General features: G+C 52.2%; 13 protein-coding genes and 1 pseudogene. 1 reads left to right on the top strand and 13 read right to left on the bottom strand.

Features of this window, described 5'->3' with window-relative positions:
• Window positions 1–388 precede the first annotated feature (388 nt).
• From cofH to ACOSDM_RS00155, 10 genes are all read right to left on the bottom strand, one after another.
• Window positions 389–2,770, bottom strand: a complete 2,382-nt coding sequence (cofH, locus tag ACOSDM_RS00200; protein ID WP_420722443.1) for a 5-amino-6-(D-ribitylamino)uracil--L-tyrosine 4-hydroxyphenyl transferase CofH — start codon at window positions 2,768–2,770, stop codon at window positions 389–391.
• Window positions 2,767–3,438 (bottom strand): 2-phospho-L-lactate guanylyltransferase, encoded by a 672-nt coding sequence (gene cofC, locus ACOSDM_RS00195; protein ID WP_420722442.1) that lies wholly within the window; start codon window positions 3,436–3,438, stop codon window positions 2,767–2,769. Before cofC ends, cofH begins: the two co-directional genes overlap by 4 nt.
• Window positions 3,438–4,403: a 2-phospho-L-lactate transferase gene (gene cofD / locus ACOSDM_RS00190; RefSeq protein WP_420722441.1), complete on the bottom strand. Its 966-nt coding sequence runs from the start codon at window positions 4,401–4,403 to the stop codon at window positions 3,438–3,440. The genes cofC and cofD overlap by 1 nt, the downstream gene beginning before the upstream one ends.
• Complete coding sequence (gene cofE / locus ACOSDM_RS00185) at window positions 4,400–5,161, bottom strand: coenzyme F420-0:L-glutamate ligase (RefSeq protein ID WP_420722440.1); 762 nt, start codon at window positions 5,159–5,161, stop codon at window positions 4,400–4,402. Before cofE ends, cofD begins: the two co-directional genes overlap by 4 nt.
• Before the next feature lie 12 nt (window positions 5,162–5,173).
• Window positions 5,174–5,845, bottom strand: coding sequence for an NADPH-dependent F420 reductase (gene npdG / locus ACOSDM_RS00180; protein ID WP_420722439.1), 672 nt, complete (start codon window positions 5,843–5,845; stop codon window positions 5,174–5,176).
• Between the two features lie 128 nt (window positions 5,846–5,973).
• Complete coding sequence (locus ACOSDM_RS00175; RefSeq protein ID WP_420722438.1) at window positions 5,974–6,894, bottom strand: LLM class F420-dependent oxidoreductase; 921 nt, start codon at window positions 6,892–6,894, stop codon at window positions 5,974–5,976.
• A 15-nt stretch (window positions 6,895–6,909) separates the two neighbouring features.
• Window positions 6,910–7,896, bottom strand: coding sequence for a cyclase family protein (locus ACOSDM_RS00170; RefSeq protein WP_420722437.1), 987 nt, complete (start codon window positions 7,894–7,896; stop codon window positions 6,910–6,912).
• 118 nt (window positions 7,897–8,014) lie between these two features.
• A complete protein-coding gene (gstA, locus tag ACOSDM_RS00165) occupies window positions 8,015–8,692 on the bottom strand; it encodes a glutathione transferase GstA (RefSeq protein WP_420722436.1) in 678 nt (225 codons plus the stop codon).
• 1,041 nt (window positions 8,693–9,733) lie between these two features.
• A complete protein-coding gene (locus tag ACOSDM_RS00160) occupies window positions 9,734–11,107 on the bottom strand; it encodes an MBOAT family O-acyltransferase (RefSeq protein ID WP_420722435.1) in 1,374 nt (457 codons plus the stop codon).
• Window positions 11,094–12,161: a hypothetical protein gene (locus ACOSDM_RS00155; RefSeq protein WP_420722434.1), complete on the bottom strand. Its 1,068-nt coding sequence runs from the start codon at window positions 12,159–12,161 to the stop codon at window positions 11,094–11,096. Before ACOSDM_RS00155 ends, ACOSDM_RS00160 begins: the two co-directional genes overlap by 14 nt.
• A gap of 427 nt (window positions 12,162–12,588) precedes the next feature.
• Between ACOSDM_RS00155 and ACOSDM_RS00150 the strand changes: the two are divergent.
• A pseudogene (locus tag ACOSDM_RS00150) lies at window positions 12,589–12,855 on the top strand (hypothetical protein); the annotation flags it as partial.
• A gap of 376 nt (window positions 12,856–13,231) precedes the next feature.
• On the opposite strand, the gene ACOSDM_RS00145 reads toward ACOSDM_RS00150, so the two are convergent.
• From ACOSDM_RS00145 to ACOSDM_RS00135, 3 genes are read right to left on the bottom strand one after another with little or no spacing between them, the layout of a single operon-like run.
• Window positions 13,232–14,641, bottom strand: coding sequence for an FGGY family carbohydrate kinase (locus ACOSDM_RS00145; RefSeq protein WP_420722433.1), 1,410 nt, complete (start codon window positions 14,639–14,641; stop codon window positions 13,232–13,234).
• The gene (locus ACOSDM_RS00140) at window positions 14,638–15,852 is read right to left on the bottom strand and encodes an NAD(P)/FAD-dependent oxidoreductase (RefSeq protein WP_420722432.1); all 1,215 of its coding nucleotides are present in this window, start codon (window positions 15,850–15,852) and stop codon (window positions 14,638–14,640) included. Before ACOSDM_RS00140 ends, ACOSDM_RS00145 begins: the two co-directional genes overlap by 4 nt.
• Window positions 15,842–17,248 (bottom strand): NAD(P)/FAD-dependent oxidoreductase, encoded by a 1,407-nt coding sequence (locus ACOSDM_RS00135; RefSeq protein ID WP_420722431.1) that lies wholly within the window; start codon window positions 17,246–17,248, stop codon window positions 15,842–15,844. Before ACOSDM_RS00135 ends, ACOSDM_RS00140 begins: the two co-directional genes overlap by 11 nt.
• Window positions 17,249–17,347: the final 99 nt, after the last annotated feature.

Genomic DNA, 17,347 nt, shown 5'->3' with positions numbered 1-17,347 from the left:
CGCCTGCAATGACATCCATGCGATAGAATCGCGGATTATGCCAATTCAGATGCTTGGATTGATCTTGCCGAATGCCCTAATTCCCCAAAAAAGTCTCCAGCACGGGGCTTTTTATTATCCCGCATTCTGTATGATTAAATTGTATGACAATTTTGAATTATGATTCAAGGGAAAACTTGGAAAGATCTAAAAAAACTTATAAAAGTGCTTTATCTTATTGAATTTAATAATATTTACTCCACGGGCACCCCAAAGAACCCTGGATGGAGACACAGCGAACACGATAGTTCTGATGTCTCCCCGGCTCTCTGAAAGCCTCAAAACGCTGTCACTTGAATTGGAAAATGATCATAGTGAGCCATTAAGGCTCCGATTCACGTCTTTATCCTCAACTGATTGGGAGCAATTCCGCAGCCTGAAAAGATGCCTCTATTCGATTGGTATCGGGCGCTGCGTACAACGTCGTGCGTTGTGCCGGCACACGACCCGCACGGCGAATCGTATCTTCCATTTTAGCGGGCGACATCTCTTGTCCGAAATCTGCTCCAGCAGCCCGGGAGATCGATTCATTCATCAAAGTACCGCCCATATCATTCGCCCCACTTGCCAAACACTGGGCCGCTCCATCTGGTCCTAACTTTACCCAGGACGTTTGGATGTTCTGAATGACCGGATGAAGAACCAATCGAGAGACGGCATGCATCAGCAGTGTCTCGCGCCATGTGGGACCTCGACGCACCGCCCCTTTCAGGTAGATAGGCGTCTCCATGTAAACGAATGGCAGAGGAACAAACTCTGTAATACCGCCGGTTCTCTCTTGCAGCATGCGCAGCCGCAGCAAATGACGCGCCCAATGGTAAGGACGATCAACATGGCCAAACATAATGGTGGACGTTGTGCGCAACCCTAGCATGTGCGCTGTTTCTACGACTGACAACCACCCCTGCGTCGACAATTTGTCGGGACATAAGATTGCGCGAACTTCATCATCTAGAATTTCAGCGGCCGTTCCCGGCAGGGTATCCAGGCCCGCATCGCGCAGTCGCTCCAAGTAGGATGCAACACTGAGCCCCAAGGTCGAAGCCCCTTGCGAAATCTCCAAAGGAGAAAAGGCATGGATATGCATTCCCGGAACAGCCTCGCGAACAGCCCTAACGATGCCAAGATATGTATCCCCGGTGTATTTTGGATGGATGCCTCCTTGAAGGCATACTTCGGTTGCACCACGGGCCCATGCTTCTTCTGCACGCGCCGCGATATCATCGACATTCAAATCATATGGCTTACCCCGCAGAACTTCCGAGGTCTTTCCTTTTGAAAAGGCACAAAACTGACATTTGAAAGAACAGATATTTGTGTAATTTATGTTGCGCGTCACAACATATCGAACAGTGTTCCCCACGGTCGAGGCCCGAAGAGCATCTGCCTCTTCCCGAATCAGATCAAACTCCCCCCCCCGCGCTTTGAACAGCCGCGTCACATCGCCCTCGCTCAAGGATGAACCGTAGCGCAGCGATGTTAGAATTCTTTCAACATGCCGACCTGCCAACAGGTCGGGTTCAATACTTGGTGATGGGATTTTATCTGCGCGCCCAGGCGACCATTCCTGCTCTCGCACGAATCCATCTGAATCGACACAATGCAAGGCAGTTTTTCGCATCGCTGGCGTCAGATTGGTCGCGTTTTGAAATAGATATTTCGGATAGACCGTCAGACGCTCAACAAGCAGCTTTCCAGCGGCTTTGGTTTCTTGAGACAAAGCATCCAGATGCGGCCAGGGCGCTTCTGGATTCACATGGTCCGGGGTCACCGGCGACACACCACCCCAGTCATTAATGCCTGCAGGAATCAGATGCTTCGCAGCATCAGGTGTCAGATTGGGCGGGGCCTGAATGCTGACCTCTTTGTCAAAAATGACGCGCGCTGCGGCAATTGTCCACCGCAGTTCATCGGTTGTCGGCTCTGTGGCGTCCGACATCAATGTGCCCTGCTTGGCGCGGAAATTCTGTACAATGATTTCTTGCAGATGCCCGTACCGTTGGTGAAGCGCGTGTAGCTCAAACAAGGCGTCCAGGCGTTCTGCGCGGGTTTCTCCAATTCCTATCAGAATGCCAGTGGTGAACGGCACATTCTGGCGACCGGCCTCAGCGATTGTTTCCAATCGTACCTGTGGGTCCTTATCTGGCGATCCATAGTGACATCCGCCCTTCTCCATCAGGCGATACGACGACGATTCCAGCATAATCCCCATACTGGCGGAAACGCCGCGCAGCATCTCAACGTCTTGGGCAGTCATCACGCCCGGATTCAGATGGGGCAACAGACCGGTTTCCGCGAAAACCAGTTTCGCCATGTCAGCAAGATACGCCAGGGTGGATGGATATCCCATCTCCGCCAATGCCTCACGCGCAACGCGGTAGCGAAGTTCAGGCTTATCACCCAGGGTGAACAAAGCCTCCCGGCATCCAACCGCCGCGCCCTGTCTTGCAATATCCAGGACTTGTTCTGCGGTCAGATAGGGACTCATCCCCTTCTTTGGCGGATGCGCGAATGTGCAATAGTGACACACATCCCGGCACAATTGGGACAGCGGAATAAAGACCTTGCGCGAATAAGAAATGGTTTCGCCCCAGGCGGAATCGCGAAGGGTCACAGCCTGATCAATCAGCGCGTCATCAGGCATGGCCAGCAACGATTCGGGTGTGACCGCGTTCGTTCGAGCCTTATCTGACAGAACGGGTTCCTGATGGTTTACGCTGGAGGTCATCATGGCTGAACCCTTTCAAACTCAAATGAACTGGAAAAGATGTGGCTCTGTCTTAAAAAACCGCCCGCAATCGTATCGGACCGAAGGGCGCGAAAATCGCGCAGGTCGTTAGGGGTATCGATGTCAAAAGCCAAACCGGGCAGCACGACGCACTCACAGGGGATACCGCTCTGCTCTGTGACATGCTGGTGACGTCGTGCACTGTTAAGACCGAATTGCGAGGGAATGGCATGTGCGGGCGATAAAAACAGACCATTTGTGCCCATACCATCGCGAGAGGGCGCGATACGAACCAGCCTGCCCTGAGCCTCTGCGACAAGCTGATCCACCTCCCAAGCGGTGAGGAGGGGAATGTCTGAGGGCAGAATGACAGCAGAAAGATCACCCTGAAACGGGGACAGGGCTTTAACGCCCGCCGCAACCGCATGATTGTACCCCCGGTTGGCCGTCTCTTGCAGGATGGAGACACCATATTCTGCACAAATACCGGCAACCTCGTCATTCTCAGCCACAACAAAGATCTGGTCGATTGACCGCGCATGCGTGACCGCGCCCAAAACATCGCGCAACATGGCCCTGGCCAGTCCGGCACGCTCCGCCGCTGCCAGAACCGGGGCGAGACGTTGTTTGGCCTGGCTGGTATTCTTAACTGGGATCAGGGCCGTGACCATTAACCGCCCCCATCCAAAACCACGTTTGCGGCTTTCAGACAGGCCCGCGCCAATGAAACCTTAGACAGCGCATCCGTCATCATCGTCTGTTCAACATGGGCCTCAATATCCAACGCCTTGATCTGCGGCGCGGTGGCAGCATCCACCTGATCCAGGACAAAGCCTGTCAGGATATCCTGATAATGCTGTGCGACGGTCAACGCAGAGCTGGGCAGGCCCAATTCCACCATCATTTTTGCCGCGGGTCCCTTGATCGCGTTCCCCCCAACGATGGGAGACACAGCAACGACCGGACCGTCAAAACCTTCCAGCATATCCGCAAAACCGCCAATGGCCAGAATGGGGTCAATGCTGACAAAGGGGTTTGAGGGCGCAATCAACACAGCCGCGACATCGTCATTTTCAAAACAAGTCCGCAGGCCGGGATTAAGGCGGGCCGTGTCCGCGCCTTGGAAGCTGAACCCTTTCACGCTGGGCTGGCACTGTTCCCGAACGAAATACTCCTGGAAGGACAGTTGGCCAGACTCTGTGTCCACCATGGTTGGTACCGGATCATCACTCATCGGCAGAATTGTGGTTTGCACACCCAAATTCCGACACAGAATTCGGGTTGCCTCTGTCAGTCCTTTTCCGGACTGCAGCAAATGGCTCCGCATTATATGCAGGGCTAAATCCATATCGCCAAGATTGAACCAGTCTTCACCACCAACCTGTTTTAGGGCGCGCATGAAATTCCAGGTTTCATCAACACGACCCCAGCCTCGCACCGGATCAGCAAGGTCAGATAAGGCATAGGTCAGGCTGTCAATGTCGGGGCAAATCCTCAGCCCCATATGGCTGAAGTCATCACCTGTATTGGCAACAACCAAAAGCGCGTCCGGCGGCAAAACCTTGGACAGGCCATAGACCAGCTTCGCGCCGCCAACGCCCCCAGAGAGAACGACAATCTTGCCCTGATCACTCATAGGAACAAATCCTCTGCCTCAGGCCGCAGCAAGACCGAAACATCGCTGTTTGGCGCGTCGAACTGCAACCCTCGGACCAGAACGACGGGCCGGGATTCCGCTGCTTGCCCCTGTACCAGGGAGGCAGCCCCCGCCACTTCATCCGCAATTGCCTGTTCGCTGACCTGCAAGGGACGACCAAAGAGGTCCGGGCGCCCCCGCAAATCTATTAAGGCAGGCAAACCATCGGACCCAATCGCTAATCCAACAGCGCCCATCCGCCAGGCTCGCCCAATGCTATCATTGATGACGACAGCGACATTTTTGCCTGTCTGTTTCAGAATTTGTTCGCGGATTCGCCGACAACTGGCATCTGGATCTAAGGGCCATAACAGAACCAGGTCTCCGGCCTCATCCACATTTGAGGCATCAATTCCGGCATTCGCCAACACTGTCCCTAAGCGATGGCGCACAATGATAACGCCCCGCCGGCAGCGCATCACGGTTTGAGACTCCGACAGGATCAACTCAACCAGTCTTGGGTCTTTATCGGCAACCAGCGCCAGCTCCTCTGCTTTGGCGCTGGGTGTTACGCTGCTCAGTTGGGCGACCCGTCCTTCAACCTTAGAAACAACCTTTTGGGCAAAAACCAGAATGTCGCCGTCTTTCAGACCGCCATTCAACTGGCCCATGGCTGCAAGCGTCGCCGTCACAAGATCATCACCGTCTTTGAAAAGCGGCAATCCCTCCAGGGCAGTTAACGTGACGGGCTGGCTCATCTCATCATGCGCCTACTGCGGATCCCCCAAATCGGCGGGGATGCCAGAAATCTGAATGCCCGCACCGGGGATCTTGTACTTCCCATTGATAAATATCAGCACGGAGGTCAATGCCTCTGCAACAACCGAGTTATCGATCACGCCAGCATGCCATGCCTTGATGCCAATTTCATTGGCCAGGCCAATAACGGTTTCGCGGGCATCCACATCATTTCCACAAACCAAGACATCGCAATCGATGGCATGATCCAAATCGGCAAGATGGGCGGCGGCGACATTTTGGAATGCAGACACCACCCGAACATTGTCGCCCAGGATGGTTTGGCTGGTCTTCGCAACGGGGCCGTCTTCTGGAAGGCTGACCGTGCGAACCTTTGGCGGCTTCAAGGGCACCGTGACATCAATCAAAATCTTGCCATCCAACGCCGACGCAATCTGCTTTAGGGATTCAGAATGGTTGGCATAAGGCACAGTCAAAGCGACGATATCAGCCTGGGATGCAGCATCCTGATTGGACGCCCCCGTGATGCTTGTCACGCCCGCATCCGTATTCATCTGTGCGGCCACCTCGGCTGCCTTGGCACTATCACGCGACCCAACGATCACGGAATGGGAGGACCGTGCCCAGCGCATAGCAAGCCCGCGCCCCAAACTGCCACTGCCACCAATTATTGCAATTTTCATTCTACCAGTGCCTTCCACTTTTGCGGTTACGGCCGACCATTCAAATTTGTCTGAACGGCCGCCGCCTTTGTGCCAATGCATTCTAGTGAGTGATTAGAGAGTCAGCAGATGTTAGCCGCCCCGCCCCGTCACGAGAATTTGGGCGCAATATCTTCAGCAAATTGCTGAATGACATCGAAGTTCTTTTGTCGGTCTGTCGAATTCACCGCCAGGACAAGATAGTCTATGCCCTGCTCTTGATAGGCTCCGATACCATCGACGATCTCATCGACACGTCCAACAAGTCGGAAGCGTTGGCCCAGGTCTTGATTGTAATCTTCAGCAAATTCTTTCGGTGACTCTTCGAGAATATCCAGGTCGCATCGCGCGGACATGACCAAGTCCTTGCTATCACGGCCTAGTGCATCCGCCTGATCCCGCACGTCCTGAATCGCCACCGCAAGCCCCTGCTCCGGCAGACGGAACAAGTGCCAACCATTTGAAACAGTCGCAACACGCCGCATGGCTGCCTTGCTGGACCCACCGATCCAGAAAGGGGGATGGGGTGTTTGGATTGGTTTTGGCGTAAAACGCATACCGGAGAAGCTATGGAACTTACCCTCAAATTCCGGGTCTTGCTTCGTCCACAACTCCTTCATTATGGCAATAGCCTCATCCGTGAAGGCCCCGCGTTTGGAGTGATCATACCCCAAAGCATCGAACTCTTCCTTAATCACACCGACACCGATCCCAATGGTCAAACGCCCCATGGAAACGGCATCGATTGTTGCAAGGTCTTTCGCCAGCACCATCGGGTTGTGATAGGGCAGCACCAGAATGGAGGTTCCAACCCGCACCCGTTCCGTCACCGCCGCAACAGCGCTGAGCACGGGAAGCGGCGCATAATAAGGTCGATCACCAAGGCGATTGGCGATATAGCCCGCATTGAAGATGTGCTCACTGACCCAGACCGAGTCAAAGCCCAAACGCTCAACCATCTGAGCCATTTCCAGGACATCCTGGATATTGTCAAAACCGAAATTGCTCGGAAGATGAACACCAAATTTCATTGATCAATTTCCTCGTTATACAGTCGCGATGGGTGACACTGGTGAACCAGCGGCTCCGGGCAGATTCAAAGGCGGGGCGGTCAGCAAGAACCGACTGCGCTTATTCGCACGAAGCCAACGGGACAACTCCCCCAGGCGCCACAATTCACCAAGATGGATACCGTTCTTGAAAAGACAGTGATTATGCAGCGGCAGCATGGCATGCCGCCCTTCGGATCGAAGAGATTTCGGCATAAGCTCAACCGCCATATTGTCGGATATCAAGGCTGCGATGCCAGTATCCGTTATCCATTGCAGCAAGCGCTCGTCACCACCATCAAGCCCCGCACAAGATGACAGCAATTTCTCACGGTCAGGATTCCCTGCCATCTGAAGAATTAGGTCGTCCAGGCCAGTATGAAAACACACCATATCGCCGCGTTCGACATCAACATTATCCTTCTTCAGGATTTCCATCAGCTCGTCATACGTGACCGCGTGGTTTTCTTCGCCATAGTGACTAAACAGATCAATCATGACGGCGCGACCCTGCACGCCATGATCTGCCAATTGCTCAATCCCCAGGGCATTGGCGCGGGGGGTTTCCCATGTATCCCAGGCCGCCTCCCCATCCGGGGAAGATCGCTCTGCGCGCACAACGTCTGTGTCCGCTCGGAAACCGTTATAGAAAACAATTTCCTCTACCCCGTCCCCATCGGCATCAAATTCTTGCCCCACATGGGCCAATCCATCCCATTGTGTGGAATATTGGGTATGCAGCAAAACCACATCGTCGCTGAAGACATCCGTGAAGTTTGGGTTTTCCCGAGACATCGCAAAACAGAAACACTGTTCGCCAGCATTCTTGCCACCCCGCAAGGTCGCAAACCGACGCGGCGGGTGCCGCGACGGATGCAATGCGGTCCCACCGGGAAGATCCAGTGGCAACGACAGATTAAATGTTTTAAGGCCTTGAATTTCATTCACGCCCTTTTGGAGTTGATCAGGCCCAACAAGGTTCATAGCCCCCCGTTGATCATCTTCCCCGAATTCACCCCAATTTGACCCGTCAGGCCTATTTACCCATCGCTGCGTCACGAACTTCCCTCTCAACTTCTAAAGTACAAGATATCTAGCTGCCTTAGGCTTCCAATTGCTTGCGCTCTGTTTCCAGCGCAGCCTGAACTGCCGGGCGCTGCTCAACGCGATCGAGATAGGCAACCAAATGCGGCCAGCTTGAGATGTCGACCTTGTGCATGTCGCTCCACTTTACAATTGTGAAGCAATAAGCATCAGCGGCGGTGAATGCGTCGCCGCACAAAAATTGTTGCTCAGCCAGAACTTCATCTAACCATGCAAAGCGCTTGTTCAAATTTTCAACGGCAATCGCTCTGTATTCAGGGGGCGTGGTCGGCCGAAACAACGGGGTAAACCCTTTATGCAATTCAGCACTGATAAAGCTCAACCACTCAAGCACACGGTAGCGATGAAGACCGAGTTCGCGCGGCAGAAGCGTATTTCCTGGAGTCGCATCAAGGATGTATTGGATGATCACGCCCCCTTCGGTGAGATACTCGCCGGAGTCGGTTTGAAGGGCTGGCACTTGGCCCTTTGGGTTGACTTTATAATAGTCGCCGCCATCCATCAGCTTCTTATTCCGAACATCAACCCAGACGAGATCTAGCGGAATCTTTGCTTCGCGCGCGACAATGTCCACGGCCATAGAGCAAGAACGCGGCGTTAGAAATAACTTCACAGGAAACTCCTTGTTACTGAGGTGCAGGATCATCTTGTTCGGCCTGTTATTCAGCGGAAGCATGATCCCTTTCATTTGATTGATGGACTATTTCATAACACAATATTGTATGACAATTACTAATTTTACAATAAAAATTTTCACCCTTTTCGTCACGCCAATGTGGGCATTAATATCTTCCTAAAGACGGCACGACACTAGTGGAACCTGCTTGATCCGATGTTCGCGGCAAAGATCTGGAAACACAGGGATTTCGTTGCTACGCTCATTGAGCGGCAGCAGGTTAGTGATGCATAAATCAAGCTATCAATCAGCAAACTAGGGCGTGTTTTAATTAATATGACAGCACCACAAAACACCCTCCTGCTCACTCTCGATGACGGATTTCATTGGCGATTGATTTAATAGAAACATAAAACTGCATTTTGTGATCAATAAATGTCGCGATACTTTACTTTTTGTCTCACCACCGATTACATTTCCATCTCGTATATAATAATCAAGTACGTTTCTATCGGACATTCTTAGCGACTGGGCGATATCGGTGATGCTGCGGATGATAAGGGCATTATCATGACTATCTGTCTGACGTCAGCGCCTATGGGACAGATTAGTGAAATTGCATAGGAGAGGATTTCTAGTTCATCGTAGTGACCCGAAGGGGAATGAAGATGAGACAGAAATAGGAATGCAACTCATTCGCAAGTGCATTTTTGTCTTATCAAAGTAAGCCTTTGTGATATTCAGCGTAAAAATTAGTGAAGGCTGTCACTCGATCAAAAAAGCCTTTCTCTAATGAGTCACAAATATCCATTAGGCGGTCACAAAGGTACAACTAACGATTCAAACTCTAAACATGAGTTCACCCGTGCCAGAAACCTAACATCCAAATGATACATAGAAAGAGTGCTGGATAGGTACAAAATACTGGAAGGAGTGGTACAAACTCAAAATTTAGGAATGTATAGTATATTGTTTTTATTATATTTTTATTCTTCTAGTGCGAATCCCCCTCTCTCCGCCATTATCTTTTTTTCAATACCTTACTGCTTCTCACCCTCAAAGCATACATAGATTTCATGCTGAAGGATTTCATCGTATTGTCTAAAACCTAAAATAGATAAATGCTTCCGAACGGTCCACGAACATGAGGGACATGAAAAAGGCAGCTCCCAAGACTCCGCCCCATGCGAACGACATTAGTGGCTTAGAAAAATCGATCGTTGCGAGTTTTTCGGCCTTAATGCGGAAACAAACCAATGCGGCTACAGCGATTATGAGCAGCATTTCATAAGTAATATCAACCCCTTCTGCATAGCCGCCCCGCACCATAGACGCAAATGCGGTGGAAAGGTCCTGAACTTCAAAAACAAACAACAACCAAGAAACGCTGACCAGGGAGAATGTCATCATCCATTGGAGGAATCTGGGCAATGCATCCCAAGCCTTCACATTTTGATTATAGAGTATCACAAACAAACCATGAAACAGGCCCCACACAATGAAGGAGAAGCCGGCACCATGCCACAATCCGCACACACCAAAAACAATCAGAATATTGCGTTTGTAGTTTTTGTTTCCCCTCAATGGAAGATAGAGATAATCGCGAATCCAATAAGATAACGTGATATGCCACCGTCGCCAGAAGTCTTTTGGATTTAGCGCCGAATAGGGTGCACGAAAATTTATAGGCAAAGAGAAGCCAAACAGCTTCCCAAGACCAATGGCAATTAGTGAATACCCATAAAAATCAAAATATATCTGAAAAGAGTATGCTGGAATTAGGTAGGCAAACCCAATTAAGCCAATTTCTTCTGGCTTTTCCAACATAGGCTTTAAACCATGATGCAAGCTGTCGGCAATCAAAACCTTGTAACTTAGGCCGATGGCAATAAACCCGAATGCATCGGCGATGTTCTGTCGTTTTGGTCGAAACGATGGCAGATTTTCAATGGCACTTGATACCTGTGCCAATCGAACAATGGGTCCTGCGATCAATTGGGGAAAGAAACTAATATACAGTAACATAGCCTTTAGTGTCGGAGGTTCTTTCACACTTCCCCGATATCGGTCTATGGCATAACCAATCAGTTGGAACGTAAAAAATGAAATGCCGGCAGGCAACACGACGTCGCGAAAAAGCGAGAACGCTCCCTCACCACCGCTACTTTCCAGTGACAGAACATCATAAAGAATGAAATTGGTATATTTTAAGTACACTAACGCAGCGACGGGAAATGCGATCGCCAGAACAAGGCGACAGCGTGATCCTATTGCCAATAATCCATGCGTGAAAAGATATACCCATAGGGTAGACATCAGCAGCAGAAGAGCATGCTCCCAGCCTGACATCCCATAAAAAATGAACGACGCAATAATCAAAACATGAATACGGAACTGATCTGGGACCAGCCACCAGGTCGTAATTGTCACCGCTGGTAAGAAAAGAATTAAGAAGTTGAGGTCATTGAACAGCAAAAGGGGTCACTCGCTTTGCTGACTCGATTAGTGACCCAATGTAGCGTCCCAACTGACCTGCAGGCGCATGACAGCAATCATGCCAATAGGGCCCCCCTTTCGGCGCAACGAGACTTGGGGCCTTCCTGCAGTCCAGTTCCACCTCGACACAGGTGGATAAAATGCGATTTTGCGTTTCCTTTGCATAGGGCCCACTGATGGCTTTCAAACGGCTGGCGATTTTCGGTTCAATGGGAGATTCATAAACGATAACGGTCAACCCGTAAGCCTTTTTTAAACGACCAAGCGACTTTACAGACTCCTCTAGATACCGGTTAGACATCTCCGATAATGGTGTCTTTTCGGTGAATTCATTCTTATGATACTCGAGCAAAGGCTTGATCGGTGTAGAGCCATCTGAAGCATATGGCTTGGCCCCATATTCAGAATAATCTGGCCAAATTTGCAAAAGCATAAACTTAAAATACCGTTGCGCAGCATCAAAGTTCCAAATTTGCTTTACCTGCCCCCACGCGACTTTAATCATGTTCTTGAGACTCTTTAAAAACTCAAGAGCTGATTCTTGTGACGGCACGTTGCCATTTGATAATCCCAAGGTATCTGTGATGATGCTTAATCGGTGCAGGGGACCGGGCCAATATGGGTAATTAAAAAACTGCATTTCCGGATGATCAAGGCTGATAATTGACACATCTGGCGCTTTACCTTCCTTTGCCAGTTCTTCCAAAAGGGTGACAGACTGCAAGAATGAAGTACCACCTATCCCGAAATTAAAGAATTCATCTTCCTGTAACCCCACATCATTGTGCCCAATCATCACAATTCGGCTGTTCCCAAACACACCAACCGAGTAACGAGGGTTACTGAGTGCGTGTTCATACTTGATCCTTAAGAGGCCGTCGATTGGGAGATTTCCATAGGAGGACACGACAGAACCGTTTGCGCCTTCTTGAAAAGGGTCGTACCGGATTGGAAAAAAGTAAAGGGTTAGCAGCGCTGCATGAAAACTTAGAAGCACAACAAAAAACCCTAAATTTCTTAGACCAAAAAACATGTAGTGATTTTCCAGAGTGAACGGTGAAATCAAACCGCAATAGTGTAGCTGAAGATTCATAGAATGTATTAAATTCGTGAGGGGGTCCATCTGTTCTGACGCCCCCCCCAGTTTCCTGCTTCCCAACTAACCCTCAAATCATCGAGTTGATAACGATAGTCAGCTGCGGACTAGAAAAGTGACCGTGATGATACTGGGCAAACTCAGCCCCCCTCCCCTGCATTTGAAACACAAATCCTGTCTATTCGTCTCTTACGAGAACACCTTGCTCTATCAGGGCCTCAATCTCCGCGTTTAACTGTCTGACGTCAGCGCCTAAGGGACAAATTAGTGGAATTGCATAGGCGAGGATTTCTGGTTCATCGTAATGACCCGAAGGGGAATGAAGATGAGACAGAAATCGCAGACACGACAGACAGGTGGCGACAAAGCGGAAGTCATTCACCGACGTGAGCCATGGAAGACATTGGAAGCCGTCGAGCTTGGGACCCTGGAATGGGTGGATTGGTTCAGTAACCGCAGATTGATGGAGCCTATAGGAAACGGTCCACCCGCAGAGGCAGAGCAACGCTATAACGCCATGCAGAACGATCAAACACTGGCGGCGAAATTCTTTACAAGCAGCCTCCGGCAATCCCGGGGCGGTTCATATCGTGAAGGTACAGAAGTATTGGCGAAGTGGTACAAACCTTAAATTCAAATCTAAATAGAACATTGAAATGATTGTGTTTTTATTCTTAGTTCGACCCCCCCTCTCCGCCAGTTTCATGATTGATCGTTTATGATCAATACGTTGCAGAATGCGGACCTAGGCGATTTCCGTGCTGGTACAGGAACCGTACTAATGGGGTCGCTCAGCACGCGTTACCTGGTCCGGCGATGGGACAAGTTTTACTTCAGGATGTGGCTCCCCGTGCAATTTGCGCGATTGCTCCGCATTCCAGAAGTGGAGGCGGCCTGCAGGGCGCATTTTGGGGCACTTGGGTAAAAAGCAGGTTCCAGGCACCCCATGCCACAATCCGCAACCACGTCAATCACCAGAGGCAGTTTCCTCCGTTTGGAGCGCCGTTCTATCCCCATTGTTGGGTGATCTTGCAGGCGGTTGCAAAGCGGTCTGGGTGCACAGCGGCATTTTTCCGGGGTGCAGTTGTATGCAGATCGAAGGCGGGCACGATGTCTTCTCCCATGCACCGGGCTGCCAATCGGGCGACGCCGATGGCGGTCAATTCCGTTTCGGTGCCAGCCAATACCTCTTTCCCGGTCACATCCGCCAGCAACTGGCAGAACCATGGGTTGGCAGACATGCCGCCATCAACCCGCAGGCTGGAATTCAGCGATATCTGAGAGTTCATGGCTGCGAGCACTTGTGCAACGCGATAGGCGATCCCCTCCAGAACAGCCTGCATCATATTGGCCTGCGTCGTGTCCAAGGTTAAGCCAAGCCAACTGCCCTTGGCATTGCGATCCCAATAGGGGCAGGCCAAGCCCGCCAGTGCGGGCACAAAGGCGAGACCACGATCCAGCATGCTGGACTCCTCAAATCGCATCAATTCATCAAAATCGGTGAACAACCCGATCCCTTTTGCCCAGTTCACCGCAGCAGCGGCCGCATATACACCGCCTTCCAAAGCATAGATCGGTGAGTGGCCGTCCTCCTGCCAGGCAACTGTTGGCAACGCCCCGCCGCTGTTTGATTTGATTGTGTCACCAGACAAGGCGAGCACGAAGGCCCCGGTCCCCAGGGTCACCTTCGCATCCCCAACATTCGCGGCACAATTGCCATAGAGCGCTGCTTGCTGATCAACAATGCTGGCCGTCAGCGGCAAGCCATCCACATCGCCAAAACGTCCATTGCAGGCCGTTATGCGCGGCAATGCCTCTATCGGCACCCCAAAAAGCGCACAGAGATCGGGATCCCAAACACCGTCTGCAATGTTAAGGAGAGCGGTGCGCGATGCTGTTGCAAGGTCAGTCGCAAAATCCCCGGTCAAACGGTCCCGAAAAAAGGCATCGGTGGTGCCGAGCCGCAATCGACCCTGTGCGGCGCATTCAGTGGCGGCTGGAATATTTTCCAATATCCAGCCCAGTTTAGACGCGGAGAAATATGGATCGAGTGGCAACCGCGCACGCTGCAAAACCGTGGCTTCAAAACCATCGGCGCGCAGGTGTTCTATTTTCGCCTGGGTCCGTGCGTCTTGCCATACGATAACGGGGGATAGCGCCTTTCCCGTCTTTGCGTCCCATGCAAGGCAGCTTTCCCCTTGGTTGGCGATGCCAACCGCACGGACGCCTCGCTCTCGCCCCAGATCGATACAGGCCAGAATATGGGTGAGCAACTCTTCTGGATCATGTTCGACCCATTGAGAATGTGGATATATTTGACGGTGTGATTTGCTGAAAATGACGTCCGTGTGTCCCTTTTCATCCACGATGAGGCCGCGCGTGCTGGTTGTTCCCTGATCAATTGCAAGAAATGTCATGTCGCCTCATCAAAACTTAAGGTCATTGGGGCATCACCCTGTAGCAATGGCACAGTGATACGACGTTCTGGGCGCGATTTTAAGCGATAAGACTTCGCCCCGAATCTGGCAGTGCCACGCGCGGACCTGCTGAAACGTAGCTGCACCGCCTCGAACGCGGGCGGCACCGTGCTGGTGACACAGAATTGCGGCATGACATAGGCAATCGGGTCGCCGGAATTGGATATGCGATGCGCGCTGCTGCGATCGGGAAGTCGGTCCTCCAGAGCCGCGAGGATTGCCGTGGCAACGCTGCGTCCCTCTTGCCAGCACCATCCAGCGGTTTCTATGGCGCGCAAAACATTCCCCGCCGCAAAGTAGGATGGATCTGAGCAGCGTCCATACTGGTCCACTTCCGGGCCATTGGTTGCGGCATCTACACGGATATGGGACTGGCGCAACAATGCATTTTCCGGTCGAAACTTGCCCGTAAATATGACGCTATCCGCCTCGATATCCCGCGAAACACCATCCCTGCGCAGGGTGACCGCTTCAACGCGGGCCTTGCCATGGATCTGCGTCAATTCGGTATTGAACAGTACCGGCGTGCCTAAAAGTTTCGGCATCCAATGCGCGGGCCACAGGGCGGTCGGGCGATTGCCAGCTTCTATCATCGCCACCGGCCTTGCCCCGGCATAGCGACAGGTCAAAAAGGCGGAAAATGACACAAGCTCGCTACCCACAATCAGCGGGCGACGGACAGGCTGCAACCCATCCAGATAGACCAGGCCTTGCAGGCTGCCCGTATTGAGCACGCCACCCGGTTTTGTCCCGCCGACAAATCGGGCAACGCGGGAGCTTTCGCGCGCCCCGGTGGCCAACAAGACAGCGCGGGCTTGAATGTCACAGAGACCCTCAGGACCAGACACCGAAACACGTCCCCCCGGATGAAGGGCCATCACGGTTACGTTGCAGTGAAGGGCGGCACCCGCCTGATATGCGCGTTCGGTCAGGCGCCTGGCATAACGGGCCCCGCCCATCAAACGGTGAAATTCGCGCATGCCATAGGGCGAGTGACCGCAATGTCGTGGAATCCCCCCCATTTCAGGCTCACGCTCAATCACATGGACATCCCCCGCGCCAGCCGCACGAAGGGCATAAGCGGCGGACAGACCGGCGGGCCCGCCCCCCACGATCAGGACATCACATGTTTTAGGAAGCTCAGTCGTCATGGCGGGCCCCTGCAATGGGGTGTGTAAGCTTACCCTTCGTGCACTCCGCCAGCGCAGCGGTGCAATAGAAGCCCTGACACCGTCCCATCGTAACCCGCGTTCGGCGTTTCAATCCAGCAAGTGAATTTGGTGCCAGTGGCCCGGACATCGCCACCTCTATCTCGCGTCGGGTGACCCGCTCACAATGGCATATAATGCCGCCATTGCCGGGCCGTTGCCAATCCCGCTCAAGATCCTCCGACATGTTTTCGATTGGCTGGTGCACAGGATCGACCAGCGGCGTGCATTGCAGACCCGCCTCTTGTCCAAGGTCGAAAACGTATTTCGCAATCCCCAGGGCCGCGCTTAGTCCAGTCGAGCGGATCGCGCCAACGGTGATCATATTGTGACCGGCATGCGCCCGAATTTGATATTCTTTTTGACCGCTGGCGGGACGCAACCCGGCATAAATTGCGGTGATATCCTCTGTCGCGAGAGCGGGCAGAATTTCAATGCCTTTCTGGTGCAGATAGTCCAGCGTTTCAGGCACCAGTTCTGCCGTTTCCCGATCACTTTGTTCTTCAGCGGTCGGGCCAACCAACAGATTGCCCCAAATGGTACGACAAACCACAATCCCTTTTGTCGTTTCAGTGGGAACAGGCAGCAGAATATGGCGGCTGAGCCGCGCCGCGGTTTTATCGAAAACAATAAATTGGCCTTTACGGGGACGGATTTCAAAATCTGTTCGTCCCAACAATGCTTTGTCTATGTGATCCCCAAAAAGACCGGCCGCATTGATTACAAACTTGGTATGGATCGTGCCATGACTGGTTTCAAGATGCCACTGCTGACCATCGAATTCGCCAGCCCGGACGGCACAATTGCGCTTTAGCATGGCACCATTCAACAGCGCCTGTTCCAGATAAGCATGGGGCGCAGACCAGGGATCAATCAGCGCCTCACGGGGCACCCGAAAGCTTGCCCGAACCTGAGTGGCCAGATTGGGTTCCAGCCCGACTGTTTCAGACCGTGACAACAGTTTGACATCATCAACAGCATTGTCCCGGGCTTGTTGCATGAGGGTCGGAAGACGCGCCTCCTGCTCTTCCGTCCAGGCCAGAACCAGGGCACCGCATCGATCAAGCGGCAGGTTCAACGCACCGCGAATTCTTTCATATTCCTGATATCCAGCCTGAATGCAGTGCGCCTCCCGCGACTCTGGTGGCGCATCGAACCCGGTATGCAAAATGGCGCTATTCGATTTTGAGGCCCCGTCCAGAATATCATGGCCTTTTTCAAGCACGATTGTTCGCGCGCCTTCCAAGGTAAAACGGCGCGCGATGGCACAGCCGACAACCCCCGCTCCAATCACGGCAACATCGAACACTTCGCCTGTATTACTCGCCGAGGGCGACATCTGGAGTCTTTCTGCAGGAAGAATTTTGACTATGTCCTGGACGATTTACGATCAAACACACCAAACAGTCAATAACTGGTCAAAAAGAATGACCGATTG

It is taken from the genome of Hwanghaeella sp. LZ110 (genome assembly GCF_048892525.1).
GTDB lineage: Bacteria > Pseudomonadota > Alphaproteobacteria > UBA8366 > Aestuariispiraceae > Pacificispira.
The sequence above is the reverse complement of the archived record's forward strand: the minus strand, read 5'-3'. Positions and strand labels throughout refer to the sequence as shown.